The organism is Pseudoflavonifractor intestinihominis (assembly GCF_040096055.1).
GTDB classification, from domain to species: domain Bacteria; phylum Bacillota; class Clostridia; order Oscillospirales; family Oscillospiraceae; genus Pseudoflavonifractor; species Pseudoflavonifractor intestinihominis.
Map to the genome: position 1 here is coordinate 14986 of NZ_JBBMFK010000009.1, position 23245 is coordinate 38230.

The following is a 23245-nucleotide window of genomic DNA, read 5'->3' on the forward strand; positions in this document are numbered from 1 at the left end:
CTATGAGACTTTTACCACTTCTTTTGACCCTGGCAATGACACTGGGGTTGTCAGCCTGCGGCGAGGCGGAACCATCCGTATCGACCTCTCAGCCTTCGCAAGGTGTAGTTTCTAATCAGCAGGAAGCGGATGGCAGCAACATTTTGATTGCATACTTTTCTGTCCCTGAAAATGTAAGCACCGATGGTGTAGACGCAGTCTCCGGAGCAAGCATCGTTGTGGACAATGATGAAGTGCTGGGGAGTACAGAGTATGTGGCGCAGGTGATTCAGCAAACCATCGGCGGCGATCTGTTCCGAATAGAAGCGGCGGAGCCGTATCCATTGGATCACGAGCCACTTGTGGATCAGGCCTCGGAGGAACGGGACAACCAAGTACGCCCGGAGCTTACTTCCCATGTGGATCATTTCGAGCAGTATGAAGTCATTTTATTGGGCTACCCCATTTGGTGGGGGGATATGCCAATGCCTGTCTATTCATTTTTGGAAGAATATGATTTTGGAGCAAAGGTCATCATTCCTTTTATCACACATGGAGGCAGCGGTGCGGTCGGCACCATAGATACTATTTCTCAACTCCAGCCGGGAGCGCTGATTCGGGATAACGCCCTGGTGCTCTCTCGCGGCGATGTTGCCGGCAGCATAGGGACAGTATCCGACTGGGTGTTGGGTCTTGACCTCGTTTCTGATTCTGGCCTACCCGGCACAGGAGACGGAAATACCGTCCTGACAGCTACGGTGGACCCCCATAGCCAACAGGTATTTTATCTGTGGGAAGAAGGAAATGTACCTGCCGTTACGGAATATACCGTGAACAACGGAAATTACTCTGATGATCCTGATTTTCGCCCTTATGTGACCTCCTTTCCCGTGCCGGATGGGACCGAAATCAAAGGCGCGGTGTTGATCTGCGCGGGAGGAGCATTCCAGTACCGGAGCGACCAGTTTGAAGGAACGCCGGTTGCGGAAGCCCTGAGCCAGTTGGGGTATCAGAGCTTTGTGGTGGATTATCGTCTCCGGCCCTATACACAGGAGGAAGGAGCGCTTGATCTGGCCCGTGCGGTACGCTTCGTGCGTGCCAACGCGGAAGAATACGGCATTGATGAAAAAGACATCGCGGTTATGGGGTTTTCCGCAGGCGGTATCCTGGCAGGTGAAATGCTCCGTAATTTTGATGGTACCATCAGCCCTGCCGTGCTCGCCCCAGACTACATACCTGACGAGTTGGACGCAGTGTCTGCCGATGCAGCGGCAGATGGTATGATCTACGCTTTTTATGGCCGGCTGAGCGTTGGGACAACCGATGTGGAGTCTCTGCGGGAAGCAGATCTGCCTCCGACCTTTTACTGCTATGGAACAAGAGACCCTTTTTATGAGCAGTTCCTTGCCAACGCAGATGCAGCTGAGGCTGCGGGAATAACGGTGGAGCGCCTGCAGCTGGACGGAATGCCGCACGGGTTTGGGGATCAGGGGGGCTGGATTGATTCCTATGACCTCTTTTTGAGCGATATATTCCAGAATAACTGAATCCACTGTTTTTGATAGAACGAAGGTGTGAACATAACGATGCACAAGAAAAAGAAGTGCTGCACCCCGGTCCGGCGCCATCCGCTTTGCGAAAAAATGATATGTGGTTTGATTGCGGTACAATGTTTGATTCTCACTTGTTTTGCTGCGGGCGAGGTATCTGTACCCCAATCTGTCAATGAGCCGGAACATCATGGCGGTTTTTTGACAGAGCAGGTTTTGAGCGGTGCGGACGGAGACATTCATTACAGCTACTACCTCCCGGAGAACTATCGTGCTGACGGTGCCTATCCCTTGGTGGTAGCCATGCCTGGGTATGATATGATGTGGTTTGGCGAGCAATCCTCCGGCAGCAATTTGAACTGGAACGGATTCCTGGCCTGGACGGAACTGGATGAAGATATGATCGTAGTTTCAGCCCAGCTTACCGACTGGGGTGAGAAGTCCGCACGGCAGGCCATTGAGCTGACAGAGTACTTTGTTCAAAACTTTGCCGTGGATAAAGACCGGATCTATGCCGCAGGGTATTCGGCGGGCGGTGAAACCATGTCTCAGGCAGTTTCCATGCGCCCCGACCTGTATGCCGCCTATCTGCATGGAGCCTCCCAGTGGGACGGGACCTACGCACCTCTGGCGGAGCAGCAGGTGGCAGTTTACATTTTTATGGCGGAACATGATGAATATTACGGTTCTCAAAAAGCCCGGGATGCTTACCGCAATTTAACTGACGCTTACAGAGAAGCAGGCGTGGAACCGGAGATCATAGAGCGGCTTTTACGACTGGAAATCCCAGGGGATGACTATTTTAATGGTCTGGGCATTTACAATTATCACAGTGGAGGAAATGTGCTTTTTGATGATGAAAACATTCTGAACTGGATTCTTTCGGCTCAGAAATCCACAGGAAGCAGTCAAACTGGTACCGGCTTTTCCGATGTGGCAGCGGACGCTTGGTATGCTGAGGCAGTGGAATATGTTCGGGACAACGGGCTTATGAGCGGCACCAGCGCCACTACATTTGCCCCCAATGACACCATGACCCGGTCCATGCTGGCCACCACGCTCTATCGTGAGGCCGGAAGTCCCGCGGTCTCCGGCAGTGATGCCTTTACAGATACCCAGGAGGGCGCCTGGTACGCCGACGCGGTTCTCTGGGCTTCTCAGGAGGGAGTCATCAGCGGCTACGGCAACGGCCTGTTCGGAACCAATGACCCGGTCAGCCGGGAGCAGATTGCAACCATCCTTTGGCGGTATGCCGGAAGCCCCAGTGCCGATGCCGGGCAGGACTTCGTGGATGAAAGCGAGATCGCATCCTATGCCGCAGCGGCGGTGGACTGGGCAAGAGCCAACGGCGTCGTGAATGGCGCCAACGGTAACCGCTTCCTGCCCCGAAACAGCGCTTCCCGGGCAGAGGTGGCTGTAATGCTGTGCAATTACCTGACTCAGAGGTAAAAAGAACATTGGGCTGTGTATGGATCAGGTTGCCAAAATACAAATCATGCGATACATTTGAGGTACACTTTGCGGCAGGAGGCGTGTGTAATGGAATATCGGAAACTTGGCCGGACGGGCCTGCTGGTCAGCGAGATTGGCATGGGCTGTGAGGGCTTTGTGGGCAAGCCCTATTCGGAAGTGGAAAAGATGGTGGATGCCATGGAGGCAGGCGGGGTCAACTGTATCGACCTCTATACGCCTAATCCGGAGTTTCGCTCCAATCTGGGCCATGCCCTGCGGGGGCGGCGGGAAAAATTCATCCTTCAGGCTCACCTGTGCACCATTTGGAAGGATGGCCAGTACAAGCGTACCCGGGATTTGGCAGAGGTGCGGGAAGGATTTGACGACCAGCTCCATCGGCTGGAGACAGACCATGTGGAGATTGGCATGATCCACTATGTAGACTCTATGGCAGACTGGGAAGCCGTGCGGGATAAGGGTGTGCTGGACTACGCCCGGGAACTGAAAGCACAAGGCGTTATCCGCTGCATCGGTTTGAGTAGTCACAACCCGGAGGTAGCTCTGGAAGCGGTACACAGCGGAGCCATTGAGGTACTCATGTTCAGTGTCAATCCCTGCTATGACCTCCAGCCCGCCGGAGAGGATGTAGAGCAGCTCTGGAATGAGAAGAACTACGCCCAGCCTTTGGTGAACATGGACCCTCAGCGGCAGGAGCTGTATGAAACCTGCCAGCGGCTGGGGGTGGGTATCACGGTGATGAAAGCCTTCGGCGGCGGCGATCTGCTCAGCGCGGAGCTGTCCCCGGCAGGAAAGGCTCTGAACCTCTATCAGTGTCTCCACTATGCTCTGTCGCGGCCTGGTGTGGCCTCCGTCATGTCCGGCGCCCGGACACTGGAGGAGCTGAATACCAGCATCGGCTATGAAAGCGCCCCGGCGGAGGAACGGGACTATGCCGCCGCTTTTGCCGCTCTACCCAAGATCAGCTGGGTGGGCCATTGTATGTACTGCGGCCACTGTGCTCCCTGCCCGGTAGGCATCGATGTGGCCAGCGTCACCAAGTTCCTGAATCTGGTTCAGGCGCAGGGAGAGACACCGGAGACCGTGCGGGAACACTATGCCGTACTTCCCCACCACGGCGGGGAATGCTTATCCTGCGGAGCCTGTGAGAAGCGGTGCCCCTTCGGGGTGCCGGTCATAGAGAATATGTGCCGGGCGGCAGAGGTATTTGGAAAGTGAAGTGCAATGCGCGGACAGACGATATGCCTGCCCGCGTATTTTTCTTGCCATTTTAGGCAAAAGACAGTAAAATAATTTTGAAACAGGGCCCGAGGCATGGGCGGAAAGGCGGTGGCGTATATGATGTATAATCCTCAGATGGAGACCTTCCTCCGGGTAGCGGATGCGGGGAGCTTCAATAAAGCGGCGGAGGAACTGTTCATTACGCCGCCGGCAGTCATCAAGCAGATCACCTCCTTGGAGGCAGGGCTGGATCTCCAGCTTTTTGTCCGCAGTCCACGGGGCCTGAAGCTCACCGAGGCGGGCAAATCGATCTACCGGGATGCCCAGTATATCATCCAATACTGCAAGGACTCGGTGGTGCGGGCCAAGAACGCCGCTGAGGAGGGGGACAAGGTCATCCGTATCGGTACCTCCCCCATGACGCCGGGACAGTTCTTGCTGGATCTGTGGCCCAGCCTCCACCAGCATTGCCCGGACATCAAGTTCCAGCTGGTGCCCTATGAGAACACCCCGGAGAACGCCAGAGAAATCTTACGCAATCTGGGACAGAACATTGACATCGTGGCCGGTCCCTATGACCAAAATCTGCTGGATACCCGCCAGTGTGCCGCTCTGGAACTAAGCCGCGAGCCAGTCCGCTGCGCAGTCTCCATCTACCACCCGCTGGCCGCCAAAGAGTGCCTGACGGCGGATGACCTCCATGGGGAGAACTTCCTGATGATCCGCCGGGGCTGGAACCACTATCTGGATCAGATGCGGGACGAGCTGTGGCGGGATCACCCTCAAGTCCACATTGTGGATTTTGACTTTCTCAGCATCGACATCTTCAATCAGTGCGAAAACTCCAATGATATTCTCATGACCATCGACAACTGGAAGAATATCCACCCGCTGCTCAAAACCATCCCAGTGGATTGGGACTATACCGTTCCTTTCGGCCTGTTCCATTCCCCCAAGCCCTCCGCTACGGTGAAGCGATTTCTCAAGGCGGTCAAAACGGTGTACGAGCTGTAACACAAAGGTATATACTGCATAACTTTTCGAGACTTCTGCGGAGGTCTCGATTTTTTTATAATAAAGGCACAAAAGGAATCGCCCTCGCGGGGCGAACGCAGAGGTGTGCCATGAATAATTTTATCTTTGAAAACGGAACCAAGTTTCTCTTTGGTGGGGGCTGTGTGAAGGAATACCTGGCCAGCTTTCTGGCTGGATATGGCCCCAGCGTACTGCTTGTTACGGAGGAATCGGATCACCGTTCCCATGCGGTGGACGAGGTGCGGGATATTCTGCGCCGGAGCGGGAAACAGACGACGGAATACGCAATGGGTCCATTTTGCCCCCGGTATAAGCAGGTGCAGCGGGCGGCCAGGCTGTGCCGGGAACGCCAGGTGGATTTGATTTTAGGTGTGGGCGGCTCCGCCGTGATGGACGGATGCAAGTCCACTTCTCTGGCAGCAGTGTGCCGAGGCGATCTGTGGGAGAACTTCGGAGAATTGCAGGGCGTGGTGGATGTGCCGCCCCTGCCCATAGGCTTTGTGGCCTCCCATCTGGAGGTTGGAGCCGTCAACGGCGCGGCGGGGTTGATCCATGAGAGCCAATGTGTCTGGAGGGACTACCCTCCTTGTGATCCCCAATTTGCCCTGCTGGACCCGTCCTGCACTCGTGAATTATCCCGCCGGTCGTTCACTGCTCAAGGGTTCTCCGCTCTGGCTGGAGCGTTGGAGGCATACCTGACGCTGGCGGATGGAATGGACGTTTCCCGGGAACTGCTGGAGACTTTGATGCGAGGCATGATTCAGGATCTGCGCGCTTGCCGGAATGCTTCCTGCAAAGAGGATACCCGGAGTAACCTGATGTGGCGATGTGCCCTGTGGGGGAGCCGGTTCTTCCAGCTGGGACGACGGTTCTCCTTTCCGGCCTTGCCGGTGCGGGAGGCGGCCATCCTCGCAGCATCGACCTGGGAAGAATACGCAGGGGCGCTGTCCGTTTTGCTGCTGGCCGATTGCCGCCATGAGGCGGAACAGCATCCCGCCGTTCTGGCTCAGTTGGCCCGCCGTGTGTGGGAGACTGATGACATGGGATGCTTCGATCAGGAAACGGCCCAGGCTGGTGTCCGCGCTTTTGTGGAATTTCTGCGGGAACTGGAGCTACCCACGGAGTATTCGGAATTGGACGATGCTCTGTGGTGCCATCTGAAGGAGTCCGCCTCTGCTCAAAACCTTTTGGTATATACTGCGTAACGAATCGGAACTTCCGCGGGACGCCAACCTGCATTATCATGATTCCTGTAAGAACGATACCCGCAAGGAGGCATTTGACCATGAATTCGCGCACACTGGGCGCTGACCTGAACGTATCCGCCATCGGGTTGGGGTGTATGGGTTTCAGCCACGCCTATGGCCCACCCACGGAGGATGATGAAGCCATCCAGGCGATCCGCACTGCTTTTGACATGGGTTACACCATGTTCGATACGGCCGAGACCTACGGCACGGCGGAGGACCCCCACCACAACGAGAAACTGGTGGGCGAAGCGCTGAAGGATGTCCGCAGCCAGGTGCAGATCGTCACCAAGTTCGGAATCCGTTTTGATAAGACCAGCAAGGCGGTGAACAAGCCCCTGATCCCAGATGCCAGGCCTGAAACTATCCGTGCCTCGGTGGAGGGCTCCCTCCGGCGGCTCCAGACCGACCACATCGACCTGTATTTCCAGCACCGTGTGGACCCCAAGGTGGAGCCGGAGGCAGTGGCTCAGGTGATGGCCGACCTGATTCGAGAGGGCAAAATCACCCACTGGGGTATCTCAGAGGTCAGTGAGGACTACCTGCGCCGAGCCCACAGGGTTTGCCCGGTGACGGCGGTGCAGAACCGCTATTCCATGATGGCCCGGTGGCATGAATCCCTGTTCCCGGTGCTGGAGGAGCTGAATGTGGGCTTTGTGGCTTTCTCCCCCATGGCCAACGGCCTGCTTACCGGAGCCTATGGGAAAGGGGAACAGTTCGATCCCAAGCTGGATTACCGTAGCGCCATGCCGCAGTTCACGCAGGAGGCCGCAAAGAAAAATCAGGAGCTTTTGTATCTGCTGCAGGGGTTAGCCGTGCAAAGGAATGCCACTCCCGCACAGATCTCTCTGGCCTGGATGCTGTGTAAAAAGCCCTGGATCGTTCCGATTCCCGGCAGCCGAAAGACTGAACGGATGCAGGAGAACGCCGGAGCGGCAGATATTGTTCTGACCAATGAAGAGGTAGCTGCCATAGACCAGGCATTGAGCTCCATTCCCATGTCCGCCGTATTCGGCGGAACAGAAGTGGTCTCCAGAGAAACGAAATAAGAAAGGATGAATCCCAATGAAACTCAACCATAAATGGCTGACTCTGGCCCTGTCCGGAGTCCTGACCCTCTCTCTGCTGGCCGGATGCGCCGGAACTCAGAATCTCGGCGCGTCCGCCAACAGTTCTGGCACCGGGGAGGATCAGAGCACGCAGGAGCCTGCCAATTCTGACGCGCTGACGATCGCGGAGCAGGGGATGTTTTCCGCCGGCGGCACGGTGATTTCTTCGGACGGCACCTTTGATGTGTCCAATTATTACACCTCCCGGGAAGGCTCTACCTCCCATGTGGACCATGCCAATGTGCTCTACCAGATCCCGGAGGATGCCACCGGGCTGCCCATGGTGTTTCTCCACGGCTATGGTCAGTCCCGCATGGGCTGGATGACCACCCCCGATGGCCGGGAGGGCTGGTCCGATATGTTTCTGAAAATGGGGCACAGTGTCTGGCTCATTGACCAGCCCCGGCGGGGTGAGGCCGGACAGACTTCCGTGGCGGGCACCATCTCCACCGAGCCCTCTGACCAGACCTGGTACACCCAGTTCCGCATCGGCACATACCTCAATGACGCGTTTACCTACAATGAAGGCTCCCAGTTTCCCCAAGGGGAGGATGTTCTGGATCAGTTCTTCCGCCAGATGACGCCGGACACCGGCATGGATAACGCAGGCGGCGATCAGAATATCGACAACGAGGTAGTAGCTCAGGCGGTGGCGGCGGCCATCGATGAAATCTACGAGCGCACCGGCCAGGATTCCATACTGGTGACTCACTCTCAGGGCGGCCTGCCCGGCTGGGAGGTCCCCCGATACACCGACCACGTGGCCGCCATCGTGGCCATCGAGCCCGGCGCAGCACCTACGGTGGACAGTGAGGCTTACAACGCTCTGCTGGAGCAGAAAATCCCCGTTACTTTCTACTACGGCGACTACATCGGCGAGGAGTTCACCGATGTACCTGCTGCGGCCATGTGGTCTATGATGGCGGCTACTGCCGACACCTTCACCGAGGCCTACAACGCCGCCGACGGCAGCAGCACGGTGGTCCACTTGCCCGACGAGGGGATCACCGGCAACTCCCACTTTATGTTCCAGGAGCTGAACAACGATGTGATTGCAGACCACATCGAGAACTGGATTCAGGAAAATGTAGATCAGTAACTTTAATTTGGAAAGGAATGCTTCGCTATGAAATTCACCTGGAAAAAGATTTTCAGTTTGTCCCTGGCAGCGGTGATGGCCCTGTCCCTGGCAGCCTGTGGGCAAAGTAATGGCACTGATGACAGTCAATCCACCAGCCAGAGCAAGGAGACTCCGCCCTCCTCTACCACGCAAGAGCCCAGCAATAGCACTTCGACGCCAACCACCTCGACTCCGGATGCTGCTGAGCCGACCGGCGACAGCAATGTTCTGGTGGTCTATTACTCCGCCTCCGGTAATACGGAAGCCGTTGCCGGATACATTGCGGAGGCCACTGGAGGAGATCTCTTTGCAATCACGCCTGCCGAGCCTTACACCAGCGACGATTTGAACTGGACTGATGAGAACAGCCGGGTCAGTCAGGAGTATGCGGATGAATCCCTGCGGGATGTGGAGCTGACCACCACGGAGGTGGAGAACTGGGATTCCTACGACACGGTGTTCATCGGCTACCCCATTTGGTGGGGCATCGCCGCCTGGCCCACGGACAGCTTTGTGGAAGCCAACGACTTTACCGGTAAGACCGTGATTCCCTTCTGCACCTCCTCCAGCTCCGGCCTGGGTCAGAGCGGAGAACTGCTGGCAGAGCTGGCAGGTACCGGCGACTGGCTGGAGGGCCAGCGGTTCCGCTCCGGTGTCAGCCAGGAGGATGTGAATGAATGGGTGGACAGCCTGGGGCTGTCTGAATAACCGGAAAAAACGGCAAGGGGCCGGGGCGGAAGGCTCCGGCTCCCTCTGCTTACGACTTGTTTTTAAGAAAGGAAAGCGAGAAATATGGTTAAGAATGTTCTGATTTTGTCCGCCAGCCCCCGAAAGGGCGGCAACTCCGACCTGCTGTGCGACCAGTTTGCCAAGGGCGCAGAGGAGGCGGGTCACAAGGTGGAAAAGATCCGGGTGCAGGAGAAAAAGATTGCCCCCTGCCTGGCCTGCTACGGCTGTCGGAATACCGGCATCTGCGTCCAAAAGGACGATATGGCCGAGATCCTCGACAAGATGGTGCAGGCTGATGTGCTGGTGCTGGCCACGCCGGTATATTTCTACTCCATGGACGGTCAGCTCAAGACCCTCATCGACCGCACTCTGCCCCGGTACACGGAGATTCGGGATAAGGAGGTCTACTTCATCGCCACCGCCGCTGCGGGCCGGGGTGCCATGGAGCGCACCGTAGACGCCATGCGGGGCTTTACCGACTGTCTGCCCGGTGCCAAGGTGAAGGGTACTGTTTACGGCTCCGGCGTCTATCAGAAAGATGAGGTCATGGACACGAAGGCGTTCCAGGAGGCCTACCAGTTCGGTAAAAAACTGTAAACCCAAAGGTATACAGAGCGAAACTTTTCGAGACTTCTCCCAGGGGGAGACTACGGCTACAATAGAGATACGAGGTAAAGAAAAACGATCCAACAAAATTCCAAGATGAAAGGATGACTTGTATGGAATTTGCGACTTTGAATAACGGCGTGAAAATGCCGATGGCGGGTATCGGGACCTTCCTGCTGACGCCGGATGAAGCGGAGACCTCCGTCCTCAGCGCTCTCCAGTGCGGCTATCGGCTCATTGACACTGCCAACGCCTATGTGAACGAAAAAGCAGTGGGCCGTGCCATGAAGAAGTCCGGTGTGGAGCGCAAGGACATCTTCCTGGAGACCAAGCTGTGGCCCAGTTTCTATGAGCAGGCCGACGCAGTAGACAAGACTCTGGAGCGGCTGGATACCGACTATATTGACCTGCTGCTGATCCACCAGCCCGCCGGCAACTATGTGGCCGGGTATAAGCAGATGGAAAAGGCATATAAGGAGGGCAAGGTGAAGGCCATCGGCCTGTCCAACTTCAACACCCGGCAGATCCAGGAGATTTTGGACATCTGCGAGGTAAAGCCTGCCGTTCTCCAAACGGAGGTCCACCCTTACTCCCAGGAAAAGGAGCTGAAGTCCTTCCTGTCCGACGAAGGTATCGTCATCCAGGCATGGTATCCCTTGGGACACGGGGACAAGGCACTCCAGCAGGAATCTCTGTTCACCGAGTTGGGCAAGAAGTACGGTAAGAGCAACGCCCAGATCATCCTCCGTTGGCATATTCAGGTCGGCAACATTGTCATCCCCGGCTCCAAGAACCCGGAGCACATCAAGGCCAACCTGAATCTGTTCGACTTCTCCCTCACGGACGAGGAAATGGCGAAAATCGCTGCCATGGATAAGAAGCAGCGGTATTATCACAGCACCCCGGAGATGCTGAAGAAGTACGCAGAAATGGTGCCTCCCGTAGATAAGCAGAAGTGAGGCGGTAATTGGTATGAACGAAGCGTTTCAGAACCTGTTTCCCCAGGGCGGTCCCAACACTGCGGCAGGTCAGTATTTCAGCGGGGCCAGTTACCTGCATCCACTGAGCAGTGAGGGCGGCGTCACCGTCTCCAATGTGACGTTTGAACCCGCCTGCCGGAACAACTGGCACATCCACCACAACGGCGGACAGATCCTCCTGTGTACCGCTGGTCGGGGCTACTACCAGGAGTGGGGCAAGCCTGCCCAGGAGCTGCACCCCGGCGATGTAATCAGCATCCCGCCGGAAGTCAAGCACTGGCATGGGGCCGCCCAGGACAGTTGGTTTGCCCATGTGGCCATCTCTGTTCCTGGTTCCAAGGCCGAGTGGTTGGAGCCGGTGGCAGATGCAGAATACCGAGAATTGAAGTAAGACAGGGGGAAAAGTATATGGACTATGTGACCTTAAACAACGGTATCAAGATGCCTCTGCTGGGTTTCGGCACCTTTCAGATCAAAGACCCAGCGGAGTGTGAGCGGGCGGTGCGGGATGCCATCGATGTGGGCTATCGTCTCATCGACACTGCCGCTTCCTACGGCAACGAGGAGGCAGTGGGAAAAGCGGTACGGGAGAGCGGCGTTCCTCGGGAAGAGCTGTTTGTGACCACCAAGCTGTGGATCTCGGACGCCAGCTATGAGGGGGCCAAACGTGGCTTTGCCGCTTCCATGGAGCGGCTGGGCCTGGACTATCTGGATCTGTACCTGATCCACCAGCCTCTGGGCGATTACTACGGGGCCTGGCGGGCGATGACGGAACTGTACCGGGAGGGCAAGATCCGGTCCATCGGCGTGTGTAGCTTCTATCCCGATCGGCTGGCCGACCTGATCGCCTTCAACGAGGTTGCCCCCGCTGTAAACCAGGTGGAGTGCAACATCTTCTTCCAGCAGGAAAAGGCCCAGGCGTACATGAAGTCCAAGGGCGTGCAGATGCAGAGCTGGGCGCCCTTTGCCGAGGGACATAATGATCTGTTCCATAACCCCACCCTCACAGCCATCGGTGAAAAGTACGGCAAAAGCGTAGCCCAGGTGGTGCTTCGTTGGCAGCTCCAGCGGGGTATCGTCTGCATCCCCAAGAGCACCCGACGGGCGCGCATGGAGCAGAACTTCAATGTGTTCGACTTCATCCTGTCCCAGGAGGACATGGATGCGATCGCTGCCCTGGATAGCGGCGTCAGCTCGTTCTTTGACCACCGGGACCCCGCCGTGGTGGAGATGCTGGCAGGTCTGGTTCGGAAGGTATAGGCGCTTTCTCTTGGACCCTGTAATATATAATTGATGAGAATGAAACAAAGGAGGACAATGCAATATGCGAAATTTGAAGCGTATGGGTGCCATGATGATGGCACTGGTGCTGGCATTCAGTCTGAGTGTGACAGCGTTTGCTGCTGTGGAGGATACCGGCTTTGCCGATGTGGCAGCGGACGCCTGGTATGCTGAGGCGGTGGAGTATGTTCGGGACAACGGGCTTATGAGTGGCACCAGCGCCACCACATTTGCCCCCAATGACACCATGACCCGGTCCATGTTGGCCACCACGCTTTACCGTGAGGCCGGAAGTCTCGCGGTCTCCGGCGGTGATGCCTTTACAGATACCCAGGAGGGCGCCTGGTACGCCGACGCGGTTCTCTGGGCTTCCCAGGAGGGAGTCATCAGCGGCTACGGCAACGGCCTGTTTGGAACCAATGACCCGGTCAGCCGGGAGCAGATTGCCACCATCCTTTGGCGGTATGCCGGAAGCCCCAGCGCCGATGCCGGGCAGGACTTCGCAGATGAAAGCGAGATCGCTTCCTATGCTGTGGCGGCGGTGGACTGGGCAAGAGCCAACGGTGTGGTGAATGGTGCGGATGGAAACCGTTTCCTGCCTCGAAACAGCGCTTCCCGGGCAGAGGTGGCCACCATGCTGCGTAACTTCCTGACTATAGATGGGACGGAGGAGCCGGAGCAGCCCTCCGATTCTTCCCGTGTCCTGGTGGCCTATTTCTCCGCCACTGGTAATACCGAATCTGTGGCCAACACGATTGCAGACTTGACCGGCGGCGATCTCTTTGAGATTACACCGGCAGATCCCTACACCAGCGACGATCTGAACTGGACGGACGAGAACAGCCGGGTAGTCTATGAATATGAAAACCCGGAGGCACGCGATGTAGAGCTGGCAGAGGACACGGTGGACAACTGGGACGAGTATGATGTAATCTTTATCGGCTATCCCATCTGGTGGGGCATCGCCGCCTGGCCCACGGACAGCTTTGTGGAAGCCAACGACTTCACCGGCAAGACTGTGATTCCGTTCTGCACCTCCTCCAGCTCCGGCCTGGGCCAGAGTGGAGACCTGCTGGAGGAACTGGCCGGCACCGGGAATTGGCTGGAGGGCCAGCGATTCCGCGGCAGCACCTCTGAGGCAGAAATCCAGACCTGGCTCGACAGCCTGGAGCTGTAAGAGAAAGCGTTTTATGATGAAAGTATTACTGGTCAACGGCAGCCCTCATAAAGAGGGCTGCACCTATACCGCCCTGTGCGAAGTGGGCGATGCACTGAATGGCTGCGGCGTGGATGCGGATCTGTTCTGGATTGGGAATCGCCCTTTGTCCGGCTGCATCGCCTGTCACAGGTGTTCACAGCAAAATTGCTGTGTCATTCAAGACACGGTAAATGAGTTTCTGGACATCGCCGGGGACTATGATGGTTTTGTATTTGGTTCCCCCGTCCACTGGGGTGGAGCAACCGGAGCCATTACCTCTTTCTTGGATCGTGCTTTTTATGCAGATCTCAACGGAAACGGAAATCGCTTTTACCTGAAACCCGCCGCTGCGGTTCTGTCAGCACGGCGGGCTGGCACCACTGCTTCCTGGGATCAACTGAACAAATATTTTGGACTGATGCAGATGCCCATTATTACCTCTCGCTACTGGAATATGGTTCACGGTACCGTGCCGGAGGAGGTCCGGCTGGACCTGGAAGGTATGCAGACCATGCGTGTTCTGGGCCGCAACATGGCGTTCTTTCTGAGATGCAAGGAGGTCGCTCTGGCCCACGGTCTGGAGCTTCCCATTCAGGAGCCATTTCAATTTACCAACTTCATCCGCTGAAAGGAGCGTTCTCCATGGAAAACTTCGTTTACGAATATCCTACCAAGGTCTATTTTGGAAAGGGGGCGGCCAGACAGCACCTCTCCAACATTTTGTCCGCCTATGGTTCTAATGTTTTGCTGGCCTACGGCGGCGGCTCCATCAAGAAGAATGGTGTCTACGACGAGATTGCTGGCATTTTGAAGGAGAGCGGCAAGACGGTCACTGAGTTTACCGGAATCATGTCTAATCCTACCTGGGAGAAGGTTCGAGAAGGTGCCAAGCTGGCTCGGGAGAACAAAATCGACCTGGTGCTGGCAGTGGGCGGCGGCTCGGTCATTGATTGCTGCAAGATCATCTGCGCCCAAGCTGTCACCGATGAAGATCTGTGGGAGGTGGAGATGGTGCGCCATGGTATCCCCACAGGCAAACCCATCCCCCTGGGTGCAGTGGTCACCGCCTCCGGCACCGGAGCGGAGATGAACGGCGGAGCTGTTATTACCAACGAGGCGGTTAAAATCAAGGGCGGTATGTATGCCGCTGCGCCCCGGTTTGCCATTCTGGACCCGGACTATACCATGACCCTACCCAGAATGCAAGTGCTTTCAGGGGCCTTTGACACACTGAGCCACGCCATGGAAACCTACTTCGGTCGCTCCGACCGGGACAATGTATCGGACGAGGTAGCCCTGGCTGTTATGCGGAGCACGGTGGTCAATATGCGGACTTTGCTCCGGGATATCAACGATTATACCGCTCGGAGCAATCTGATGTGGACCTCCGCCATGGCGGAAAACGGGATTTTGAAAGTGGGCCGCCTGACCGATTTTGAATGCCACCAGATCGAGCACCAGCTGGGGGCCTACACTGACTGCAACCACGGGCAGGGCTTGGCGGTGATCCATCCGGCTTACTATCGGCATCTCTACAAGAGCGCCGTACCCAAGTTTGCCAAGTTTGCCAGGACGGTGTGGGGAATCTCAGAGGTGGACGATGAGAAGGCCGCCCAGGCTGGCATCCAGACGTTGGCCGGATTCATTCAGGAATGCAGCCTGCCCACCAAGCTGTTACAGCTGCGCTCCAAAACGGAAATCACGCCCGAGCTTCTGCGGCAAGTGGCCGACAGCACCAATCTGCTGCCCAACGGCTATAAGCTGTTTACCCACGATGAGATTTACGAAATTTTGATGGAGTGCATTTAATCAAATCTTCTTGCGCAAAAGCAGAACTGGATGTGGAATTGACAGAATTGGTAACCTTTTCTGTCATGTTTCTTCATGCGTTACAAAAAGGTATTCCCTTAACCGATACCGGCACAGCCCAAACCCTGTTTCAGATCGCTCCAAAATGGCCTCCGGGATCTGTTTGAGATACTTTCGCCCAAAGCTGGTGGTGCCGAAGTATGCGTCAAAGTTGGCCACCGGCAGCACTACCCAGTCGGAGTCCTCTGGCTTGTTGGCAAGGTAGTAGGACACCAGAGTTGTGACCATATCCAGAGGAACCCCCTTGGGCGTGAGCGTGCGGAGTTGTTTTACTAACTCAGGCGGCAGTGACTGCTCCTTATCCCGGAGTGGGCCCAGCTCCAAAGCCTGAGCCAGAAAGCTGTCAAACCGCAGGCCCCACTGTCCCTTAGTGGTGGGAGCAAACAGAGGGATCTGCATTTGGATTACCTTGTCCCGCCAGGCCCGGTCAAAGCCCTTCTCAATGGCAGCACACTTCTTCTGGGCGCTGCTGGATACCCGTTCTGGATTTTCCCGCACAAAATCCACCACTTGATGTACATGGCGGTAAAACCATCCGCTGCCATTTTCGTCCACAAGGCCGGGAAACTCCCCATGGAGTTTTCCGAAATCATTGCCAAACTGCCACGCCTCCCGAGGCGTGGCTTTTTTACTGTCCGGCACACTGCACCAGGCGCACAGGCCCCGCTTGGCATAGTCGATGCGCTCCCGGGGCGCTTCGGCTGGGCTGCCATCCTCATTATGAAACAGAAATCCTCTTGCCAAGATGGTCAGCACCCGGTTGAGTCCCTCGAAATCCAGGATGGTGTCGAAGGTAAAGCGGCCCAGATAGGTGGTGTCCTGCTTGTTCCGAGCGGTGTAGTTTACCACACCGGTGTAGTCCTGAAACTCGTTCCACTCATTCAGCATGATCCACCTCCAGAACATGTTCCTCAATGTGATCCGGCAGCAGATCCCACAGCAGGTTTCGCTTGCCCAGGGCCACCACATAGGGCACCGCCAGGCTGGGCCGGACGATCTTGTCCAGCAGCTTGCGGCAGACCTTGGACACCACGGCCCGCTCGTTGCCGCTGAAGGGGGCAGACAGATAGGCCTCCATCATCTTCTGGAAGTCCGGGGAGTCCGCCGGGCGGCGGAGCTGCTTCCGCTCCCGGGCAGACTCCAGATCGTCGATATCGCAGACCAGATCACCCAGCATACGGAACCCGCCGTGGCGGAAGTCGGTCAGGAGATCGTAGTAGTCGGCTCCCTCCGGCAGCCACTCCCGCAGGAATGTTTCTCTCTGTGCTTCTGTCATCAGGTGCCACTGCTGATCCACAATCGCCTTTCTCAAAGTAGAAATACGCTCCGATGAAAGCTGCTGGAAGAAGGCGTACAGTTGGTCGCTGTCGTAGAGTTCCTCTTGTCCTCTGGCATAGAGCATACGGTCAATGTCCGCTTTTCGCTGCTGCCCCTTGGCGGGGGTACGGCAGGCCCGGATGCGGGAGAGACAGTGCTCGTAGTCCCACAGCAAGGCAGAGACAGAAGAAAGAATGTTCTCATTCAGCTGTTTCTTCCAACTTCGTTCCTGGGCGAAGGTGAATAGTTCGCTATCCTTCGCTGGTTTCTCCTGAATCTTGGGCGTGTTGCGCTCCAGCTGGCGTGCCAGCCAGGGCAGCCGCTCCACCGGGGAGTCCACCGTGTCCCAGTCGATCCCGGAAAAGAAGGAATCCAGACGCTCCCGGTGGGTGGGCTCGTACCAGGCGCGGCGGCGCTCCTCCGCACGCTCCAACAGATATTTGTACTGGAGGAAAGGAGTGCGCTTTACCTTCCGTCCGCCCAGAAATTCATCCAGGTTGGGCCGCACACCGGTCTTGGCCGCGTCGATCTCCAGTCCGCTATAGATGGCCAGGGCTTCCAAGTCCCGGCGGCACCGTTTGCGCTCCTCCGGGTTGGCGTGCTCGTTGTAGGCGATGACGCTGCGATCCAGGGCGGCGTTGCAGATCTGTCCAATGCGGGCAGCAAAGGTGTTCTCCACCGTCTGAAAACGAGCCTGCCAGTCGTTGGCGTCGGACTTGGGTGCGGATAAGGATGGAATTTTCAGCAGGGGCAGGTTGGCGTTGTTGGAGAGCTGTTGATGGACATCGTAATCATAGTTCCGCTTCACACAGCGGTTCAGGATGGGATCGGCAATGGTCTTGATGAGGTCGCCGTCATAGTCCGCACCGCCCAGCCGCTCCGCTGCCAAACTGTCTGCAGACACCATGACCACATCGGTGAGGTGGCCCAGGTAATGCTGGCGCAGTGCGTCTCCCTCTGGGTACACGGACAGCTGCAATTCCTCGTTCCGGGCGATGTGGGGATTGCGCAGCAGAGTACAGCTGTCCTCATGGTCATAGGCTACACCAGGAGCAAAGAAGCTGTCCTCCGCAAAGAAATCTCCCATCACCTGATTGCAGAAGTCCCGCTCACCGGGCATCTGGAACACACGGGGTGCAATTAACTGCCGCAGCAGTTCCAGCAGATCACCGGAGAGAAAACGGTTGTCCCCTGGCACCAGCAACCGCCCGACGGCGTAGCCTCGGAGGATCTTCCGGGCTTGCCCATCCAACTGTTCCGCGTAGATAGACTCACGGATAAACTTCGGGTTCTTCTCCAGCACCCGGGCCATGATGTTCGCCCGGCTTCCCATGGGCTGGCTCAGGCCCCGGCGAAAGTATTCCTGCTGGTATGTTTCGTTGGCACGAAAGTTATAGTAGGCCGTCTCGGTGGCCTTGGTCAGCCATTGCCGGGGGTCATCCTCCGGACTGTGGTCCCAGCCTTCCAGCAGGTCGGCGGGGCGGAACTCCTCCGGCTGGATGGAGAGGGTGGAGAGAAATTGATAGTTGAGCTCTACCAATTTCTCCGGCTCCGTCTTGCTCAGGTTGGTGATGTACAGGGCGTGGTTGTAGTCCCGAAAGGCGTCCCAATAGTCATCCCAGGTCATACCGTTCTCCCGCAGCCATCCGTATGCCTTGAACTGACTGCAAGTGAGGATGATGTCCACACTGCGGACGGGGTGCGCCTTGCCCCAAACATCTACGATGCTCTGGGTACCGCTTCTCTTCAAAAAGTCCTTGAAGTCCACCTGATGGAGCATCCCCTTGATGTAGGGCATACGGATTTGAAAGGAGGTGTGGGTGTGGCTGCCGCAGCAAGCCTTGTCCACTACCTCCGCATACTCTTTGGAGATGAGGCCCACGCCGTCAAAGCAGGTGATGTCCAGATCTTCCAGTGTATCTGCCCGGTAGAAGGTTCCCGGCTCTCTGTCTTCCCGCAGGGTGATGACAGGGGCTCGCTCCACTCTCTTGGTTGGATTGTCTATGACGATGACCCGGTGATTTTTGTCAATGCGGATGCCGTCCACCCGGGTTCCGCTGGAGAACATGAGACCGTTGTAGGCGTAGAGTTTACTGAGCTGGCAGCGTCTCAGTTCCATATTTAGCATGATCCGTTGGCGCATGGGCTCATACAGATCCGCCCGGATAAAGGAGAGACGGGACTGGCGGCTCATGCTGGCGGAGCGCTCAAAAGCCACATAGCGGTGTGGGCCGCTGCCGAAGTCCAGTGTGATCCCCTCGGGACGGAACATGTCTCTGGCCTTCTCCCGGCGGGTCTGCTGCGTCCTTCCGGTTCCACGCCGGTCAAAGATCCCGGCGAAGTCCATGTAGAACAGCACATCGGAGAGAGCCGTTACCTTCTCCTCGCCACGCTCCCGCCAGCCCTTCCCGTGGAGTTGGTACATCAGCTGATGGAACATGGCGCAGCTGTCCTGCTCGTGATTGGCACCCGGTACCTTGCAGTGCTCGGTGGCACTGCGGTTCAGAGCAAAGGTGTAAACGCCGTCTTTCTCCGCGGCATAGCTCATCACTGCCCGGGCAGAGAGTTCGTAGATCTGATAGGTCGTCATTGGCTCACCTCCGTTTGCTCTATTCTACCACAGACCATTTCAAAATCAAAATGAATACTACTCCCACTTCTTTTGAGGTGGGAGCTTTTTGTATTCAAATTCTTGAAATGGAGGTACCAAGCATGAACAACAAAATGAACCATCCCCTGATTACAGTGGACGGCAGAACCCTGATGGATCGTCCGCTGGAGCCGCCCAATTTTGTGGTGGACACCCTGATCTCTCAGGGTCTGCACATCCTGGCTGGCTCACCAAAGGTGGGCAAGTCCTGGCTTGCTCTATGGCTGGCGGTGACAGTTGCCAAGGGAGAACCGGTCTGGAACATGACCACCAAGCAGGGCACCACCCTCTATCTCTGTCTGGAGGATTCCGTCCTCCGCATCCAGAATCGACTCTTTGAAATCACGGAGGACGCACCAGACAGCGTCCACTTCTGCACGGAGTGCACCCTCATCGGCCAAGGGTTGGAGGAACAGGTGGACGCATTTGTCGCCGCACACCCCGACACCGTGCTGGTCATTATCGACACCCTGCAGATGGTCCGACCGGTACACGACGCCACCTACGCCAATGACTACCGGGATCTGTCTGTGCTCAAGCGGCAGGCAGACAAGCACGGCATCGCCATCCTGCTCATCCATCATCTGCGCAAGGAAAAGGCGGAGGATGTGTTCCACCGGATCTCTGGTACCACCGCTATCAGCGGTGCAGTGGATTCCAGCTTTACCTTGGTGGAAGAGAAGTGGGGCAGCGGCAGGGCCAGACTGACATGCGTGGGCCGAGACATCGAATACCGGGAGTTGGAATTGGAACGCGGCGGTGAAAATGTGTGGGAGTTGGTTTCGGACAGCCGGACACAGCCTGAACAATTGGAGGGGCAAATCGTTGTTCTCCTCTCTGCGTTTATGAGCAGCAGAACAATATTTATCGGCACTCCCACGGAGCTCTCCGAAAAGATCGACCCTGACAGAATCGAAGGGGTAACGCCCAAAAAGATTTCAAGATTAATCCTGCAAAGCATTGAGGCCCTAAGAAAAAACGGCATTCAGGCAACGGTTCGCCGCAGCAATGGAAAACGAGTAATTGAGCTGCGTCGTGCCGATAGTGTTGATTTGGAGGGTGCCGGAGAAATCGTCCCTATCGACCCTGTCAAGGCGCTGTGTGGCGATTTGCGGGCGGTTTCCAGGTGCGGCGAGTAAACTCCCGCAAGGCAAAAGAAACGCCGTGTTGGGCCGCTTGTGGCCGAAGGAGGAGTGAGGGTGTTCGGCGCGGGAGAATCACCTCCTTGGAGGTGGCCAGCATCGCGTTTGTCTGGTCACCGGCACAGCCGCCGCCCGCCTTCCGCATAATTTCCGGGCAGAAGCCCGGACCCACTTTATCTGCGGTTTGGAGGAAACGACATGAAAAAAGATATGCACCGCAGTCCTACACCAGAAAGGACAAGGTGCAATCATGGAAAAAAACAAGAGAGTATATTGCCTCTATCGAGTCTCTACCAAAGGACAGGTAGAAAAAGATGATATCCCGATGCAGAAACAATACTGCCGTGAATTTGCGGAAAGCCAGGGATGGACGATCATCAAAGAATTTGCGGAAAAAGGTGTCTCGGGTTTCAAGGTGGCTGCCGCTGACCGCGACGCGATTCAAGAGATCCGCCAGGACGCTGAGGAACGGAAGTTTGACATCCTGCTGGTGTTCATGTTCGACCGCCTGGGGCGGCGGGACGATGAGACACCCTTCGTAGTAGAGTGGTTCATCCGCAACGGAATCGAAGTGTGGAGCGCAATGGAAGGGCAGCAGAAGATGGACGATCATATCGACAAACTGCTGAACTATATCCGTTACTGGCAGGCCTCCGGCGAGAGCCTCAAAACCTCTGCCCGAACAAAGACACGCCTTTCGCAAATCGTGCAGGAGGGGAGGTTCCGCGGCGGGATCGTTCCTTATGGATACCGCCTGGAAAAGCAGGGGCGCTTCAATAAAAAGAATCACGAAGTCAACGAAATTCTGATTGACCCGGATGAAGCTGCGGTGGTGCGCATCATCTTTGAAAAATATGTCTATGAGGGATTCGGCGCACAGCGGTTGTCCCGGTGGCTATATAACAACGGCTATCTCAACCGAAAGGGGACCAACTTCGCCAATACCACCATCATCAAAATGCTGAAGAACATCATGTATGTGGGAATCCTGCGCAGTGGGGAAACACGCTCAGAAATCTTTCCGGAGCTGCAAATCGTTCCTCTGGATCTGTATGAGCGGGCACAGGAGTTGATGGAAGCCAGGACAATGCACCACAATGAGGTGCCTTTTAACTCCAAGGGGAAGGCGCTGCTCTCAGGGATGGTCTACTGTGCCCACTGCGGTTCTAAGCTGGTGCTGACCACAAGCAGCGGCAGACGCGCCAAGGGTGAGCCCAAACGGGAAACCCGTATCCGATACGCCTGCCACTACAAGATCCGCCATCCTCAGGACTGTGACGGACAGACAGGCTATTCCGGCGAGAAACTGGACGGCATTATTGATAAGATCGTCATTCAACTCTTTGAGCGGATGAAGACTGCACCCAGGAGCCAGCTCATTCAAAAGCAGCGGGAAAAAGAACTCCAACTGGCAAACAGTTCAGTGGCGAATCTGGAGAAACTCCATGCCGCCGCAGAACGGGAGCTGGAGAGCTACAAGAAAGAGATCATCAAAACCATCAATGGGACTGGCAGTTTTGGAGCGGATATCCTCGGCGAGATGATAGAGGACACCCGAAGCAAACTGGCGGCGCTGGCCCAGGAATTGGAACAGGCCAAGGAAAAAGCGGCTGATTTGAAGAGCTCTGCCGTTGCCGTCCAAAAGGAGTATGACAAGATTATGTCCTGGGCCGACCTATATGCGGGGAGTAGTATCGAGGGAAAGAAGATGATCCTGCGGCAGCTCATTGAGCGGGTGAATATCGGAAAGAATTTTGAAATCGAAGTGGAATTTAAAATCAGCGTCACACAGTTCTTCGACTTCCTGTATCCCGAAGGGGACAAGAGTGTGTACTATCGTGCATCCTGAAAACATGAAAAAACTCGGGAGATCTCAAAACGAGATCTCCCGAGTGTGGTGGACCCGAAGGGGATCGAACCCTCGACCTTACGGATGCGAACCGTACGCTCTCCCAGACTGAGCTACGGGCCCAAATCAACAGTTCCAAAAGCGGAACAGAAGAATAAAGCAATATGAAATTATAGATGTGGCAGAAAACCGAACCCTTTGCGCTCCCAGCTGAGCTATGGGCCCATATATCTGTCACGGTTGACTGTCAAGCGAGTTACCGGACCAAATATATGATGGTATGAAGTTTTAATAAAAGGGGATGCGAACCGGATGGGAGCCATGTGAGCCACCGGCCCAAAAGAGGGGGCATATAACTGTACCGCGTGCGCTCCCAGCTGAGCTACAGGCCCATATGAATCGGACTGCCGCAAAGAGCTCTGGCAGACACGCATATTATTATAGCACTGATTTCGCAAAATGCAAGAAAATTTTTTTCATTCAAATCAAAAAACTTGGAACGTGGATATTGATAAATCGGGAAAAATGATGTATGATAAATCGGTATCAGCCTTCCGATGACTAGACGACCTCCGTCCGGCCTAAGGCAAGGCCGCACTAGTCGGGGAGATAGCGGTGCCCTGTACCCGCAATCCGCTACAGCGGGGATGAATCCCGGCCCCCGGATCTCTGCTGTGCCGTCTGCTCCTTATAAGCGGCGATGAGGAATCGGTCCCGCGCAACGGGGCCCCGCGAACCGTGTCAGGCGGGGAACCGAGCAGCACTAAACGGAATGCCCCGTGTGCCGCGGAATTCCCGTTTCCGAGCTGGCTGTAAGGGTTACGGGCATAGCACAGACTCCAAAGGCCGGTGTGCGGCCTTGCCTTGCGCCGGACGCGGAAGGCAGTGCGGAG

At 56.3% G+C, this 23245-nt stretch carries 19 protein-coding genes, 1 tRNA gene and 1 other RNA gene; 18 read left to right on the plus strand and 3 right to left on the minus strand.

Annotation, left to right across the window (positions count from 1 at the left end; translation table 11 throughout):
- Positions 1–2 precede the first annotated feature (2 nt).
- The 15 genes from WMO64_RS06810 to WMO64_RS06880 all read left to right on the plus strand — a co-directional run bounded on the left by WMO64_RS06810 (position 3) and on the right by WMO64_RS06880 (position 15334).
- Entirely contained in the window at positions 3–1526 is a 1524-nt protein-coding gene (locus WMO64_RS06810; protein WP_349231481.1) for a flavodoxin, read from the plus strand.
- A gap of 39 nt (positions 1527–1565) precedes the next feature.
- On the plus strand, positions 1566–2978 hold the full coding sequence (locus tag WMO64_RS06815; RefSeq protein ID WP_349231482.1) for an S-layer homology domain-containing protein: 1413 nt from the start codon (positions 1566–1568) through the stop codon (positions 2976–2978).
- A gap of 90 nt (positions 2979–3068) precedes the next feature.
- The gene (locus WMO64_RS06820; RefSeq protein WP_349231483.1) at positions 3069–4217 is read left to right on the plus strand and encodes an aldo/keto reductase; all 1149 of its coding nucleotides are present in this window, start codon (positions 3069–3071) and stop codon (positions 4215–4217) included.
- A gap of 120 nt (positions 4218–4337) precedes the next feature.
- The gene (locus tag WMO64_RS06825) at positions 4338–5234 is read left to right on the plus strand and encodes a LysR family transcriptional regulator (protein WP_435412056.1); all 897 of its coding nucleotides are present in this window, start codon (positions 4338–4340) and stop codon (positions 5232–5234) included.
- A 110-nt stretch (positions 5235–5344) separates the two neighbouring features.
- The gene (locus tag WMO64_RS06830) at positions 5345–6460 is read left to right on the plus strand and encodes an iron-containing alcohol dehydrogenase (RefSeq protein WP_349231484.1); all 1116 of its coding nucleotides are present in this window, start codon (positions 5345–5347) and stop codon (positions 6458–6460) included.
- An 80-nt stretch (positions 6461–6540) separates the two neighbouring features.
- Complete coding sequence (locus WMO64_RS06835) at positions 6541–7551, plus strand: aldo/keto reductase (protein WP_349231485.1); 1011 nt, start codon at positions 6541–6543, stop codon at positions 7549–7551.
- Positions 7552–7567: 16 nt separating this feature from the next.
- The gene (locus WMO64_RS06840; protein WP_349231486.1) at positions 7568–8710 is read left to right on the plus strand and encodes an alpha/beta hydrolase; all 1143 of its coding nucleotides are present in this window, start codon (positions 7568–7570) and stop codon (positions 8708–8710) included.
- Positions 8711–8737: 27 nt separating this feature from the next.
- The gene (locus tag WMO64_RS06845; protein WP_349231487.1) at positions 8738–9439 is read left to right on the plus strand and encodes a flavodoxin; all 702 of its coding nucleotides are present in this window, start codon (positions 8738–8740) and stop codon (positions 9437–9439) included.
- 84 nt (positions 9440–9523) lie between these two features.
- Positions 9524–10057 (plus strand): flavodoxin family protein, encoded by a 534-nt coding sequence (locus WMO64_RS06850; RefSeq protein WP_349231488.1) that lies wholly within the window; start codon positions 9524–9526, stop codon positions 10055–10057.
- Positions 10058–10179: 122 nt separating this feature from the next.
- Positions 10180–11025 carry an aldo/keto reductase gene (locus tag WMO64_RS06855; RefSeq protein WP_349231489.1) on the plus strand — a complete coding sequence of 282 codons (846 nt, stop codon included), beginning with the start codon at positions 10180–10182 and terminating at the stop codon, positions 11023–11025.
- Between the two features lie 13 nt (positions 11026–11038).
- Complete coding sequence (locus tag WMO64_RS06860; RefSeq protein ID WP_349231490.1) at positions 11039–11437, plus strand: cupin domain-containing protein; 399 nt, start codon at positions 11039–11041, stop codon at positions 11435–11437.
- Positions 11438–11454: 17 nt separating this feature from the next.
- Positions 11455–12306: an aldo/keto reductase gene (locus tag WMO64_RS06865; protein WP_349231491.1), complete on the plus strand. Its 852-nt coding sequence runs from the start codon at positions 11455–11457 to the stop codon at positions 12304–12306.
- A gap of 64 nt (positions 12307–12370) precedes the next feature.
- The gene (locus tag WMO64_RS06870) at positions 12371–13504 is read left to right on the plus strand and encodes a flavodoxin (protein ID WP_349231492.1); all 1134 of its coding nucleotides are present in this window, start codon (positions 12371–12373) and stop codon (positions 13502–13504) included.
- A 16-nt stretch (positions 13505–13520) separates the two neighbouring features.
- The gene (locus WMO64_RS06875; RefSeq protein WP_349231559.1) at positions 13521–14153 is read left to right on the plus strand and encodes a flavodoxin family protein; all 633 of its coding nucleotides are present in this window, start codon (positions 13521–13523) and stop codon (positions 14151–14153) included.
- A 14-nt stretch (positions 14154–14167) separates the two neighbouring features.
- Positions 14168–15334 (plus strand): iron-containing alcohol dehydrogenase, encoded by a 1167-nt coding sequence (locus tag WMO64_RS06880; protein ID WP_349231493.1) that lies wholly within the window; start codon positions 14168–14170, stop codon positions 15332–15334.
- Positions 15335–15397: 63 nt separating this feature from the next.
- Here the strand turns inward: WMO64_RS06880 and WMO64_RS06885 are convergent, their stop codons facing one another.
- Together WMO64_RS06885 and WMO64_RS06890 are read right to left on the minus strand one after the other, a co-directional pair.
- Positions 15398–16282, minus strand: coding sequence for a hypothetical protein (locus WMO64_RS06885; RefSeq protein ID WP_349231494.1), 885 nt, complete (start codon positions 16280–16282; stop codon positions 15398–15400).
- Positions 16272–19301 carry an RNA dependent RNA polymerase gene (locus WMO64_RS06890; protein WP_349231495.1) on the minus strand — a complete coding sequence of 1010 codons (3030 nt, stop codon included), beginning with the start codon at positions 19299–19301 and terminating at the stop codon, positions 16272–16274. Before WMO64_RS06890 ends, WMO64_RS06885 begins: the two co-directional genes overlap by 11 nt.
- A 122-nt stretch (positions 19302–19423) precedes the next feature.
- Between WMO64_RS06890 and WMO64_RS06895 the strand changes: the two genes are divergently transcribed.
- Both WMO64_RS06895 and WMO64_RS06900 read left to right on the plus strand, forming a co-directional pair.
- Entirely contained in the window at positions 19424–20500 is a 1077-nt protein-coding gene (locus WMO64_RS06895; RefSeq protein ID WP_349231496.1) for an AAA family ATPase, read from the plus strand.
- A gap of 253 nt (positions 20501–20753) precedes the next feature.
- The gene (locus tag WMO64_RS06900) at positions 20754–22352 is read left to right on the plus strand and encodes a recombinase family protein (RefSeq protein ID WP_349231497.1); all 1599 of its coding nucleotides are present in this window, start codon (positions 20754–20756) and stop codon (positions 22350–22352) included.
- A gap of 46 nt (positions 22353–22398) precedes the next feature.
- Here the strand turns inward: WMO64_RS06900 and WMO64_RS06905 are convergent.
- Positions 22399–22475 (minus strand) — tRNA-Ala (locus WMO64_RS06905).
- Between the two features lie 469 nt (positions 22476–22944).
- On the opposite strand from WMO64_RS06905, the gene ffs reads away from it, so the two are divergent.
- Positions 22945–23209, plus strand: an RNA gene (ffs, locus tag WMO64_RS06910) — signal recognition particle sRNA large type.
- The last annotated feature ends 36 nt before the right edge of the window (positions 23210–23245 follow it).

Excerpts from the sequence above, each read along its gene's own strand:
- WMO64_RS06810 (WP_349231481.1), top strand. The coding sequence starts at position 3 with ATGAGACTTTTACCACTTCTTTTGACCCTGGCAATGACACTGGGGTTG.
- WMO64_RS06815 (WP_349231482.1), top strand. The coding sequence starts at position 1,566 with ATGCACAAGAAAAAGAAGTGCTGCACCCCGGTCCGGCGCCATCCGCTT.
- WMO64_RS06820 (WP_349231483.1), top strand. The coding sequence starts at position 3,069 with ATGGAATATCGGAAACTTGGCCGGACGGGCCTGCTGGTCAGCGAGATT.
- WMO64_RS06825 (WP_435412056.1), top strand. The coding sequence starts at position 4,338 with ATGATGTATAATCCTCAGATGGAGACCTTCCTCCGGGTAGCGGATGCG.
- WMO64_RS06830 (WP_349231484.1), top strand. The coding sequence starts at position 5,345 with ATGAATAATTTTATCTTTGAAAACGGAACCAAGTTTCTCTTTGGTGGG.
- WMO64_RS06835 (WP_349231485.1), top strand. The coding sequence starts at position 6,541 with ATGAATTCGCGCACACTGGGCGCTGACCTGAACGTATCCGCCATCGGG.
- WMO64_RS06840 (WP_349231486.1), top strand. The coding sequence starts at position 7,568 with ATGAAACTCAACCATAAATGGCTGACTCTGGCCCTGTCCGGAGTCCTG.
- WMO64_RS06845 (WP_349231487.1), top strand. The coding sequence starts at position 8,738 with ATGAAATTCACCTGGAAAAAGATTTTCAGTTTGTCCCTGGCAGCGGTG.
- WMO64_RS06850 (WP_349231488.1), top strand. The coding sequence starts at position 9,524 with ATGGTTAAGAATGTTCTGATTTTGTCCGCCAGCCCCCGAAAGGGCGGC.
- WMO64_RS06855 (WP_349231489.1), top strand. The coding sequence starts at position 10,180 with ATGGAATTTGCGACTTTGAATAACGGCGTGAAAATGCCGATGGCGGGT.
- WMO64_RS06860 (WP_349231490.1), top strand. The coding sequence starts at position 11,039 with ATGAACGAAGCGTTTCAGAACCTGTTTCCCCAGGGCGGTCCCAACACT.
- WMO64_RS06865 (WP_349231491.1), top strand. The coding sequence starts at position 11,455 with ATGGACTATGTGACCTTAAACAACGGTATCAAGATGCCTCTGCTGGGT.
- WMO64_RS06870 (WP_349231492.1), top strand. The coding sequence starts at position 12,371 with ATGCGAAATTTGAAGCGTATGGGTGCCATGATGATGGCACTGGTGCTG.
- WMO64_RS06875 (WP_349231559.1), top strand. The coding sequence starts at position 13,521 with ATGAAAGTATTACTGGTCAACGGCAGCCCTCATAAAGAGGGCTGCACC.
- WMO64_RS06880 (WP_349231493.1), top strand. The coding sequence starts at position 14,168 with ATGGAAAACTTCGTTTACGAATATCCTACCAAGGTCTATTTTGGAAAG.
- WMO64_RS06885 (WP_349231494.1), bottom strand. The coding sequence starts at position 16,282 with ATGCTGAATGAGTGGAACGAGTTTCAGGACTACACCGGTGTGGTAAAC.
- WMO64_RS06890 (WP_349231495.1), bottom strand. The coding sequence starts at position 19,301 with ATGACGACCTATCAGATCTACGAACTCTCTGCCCGGGCAGTGATGAGC.
- WMO64_RS06895 (WP_349231496.1), top strand. The coding sequence starts at position 19,424 with ATGAACAACAAAATGAACCATCCCCTGATTACAGTGGACGGCAGAACC.
- WMO64_RS06900 (WP_349231497.1), top strand. The coding sequence starts at position 20,754 with ATGGAAAAAAACAAGAGAGTATATTGCCTCTATCGAGTCTCTACCAAA.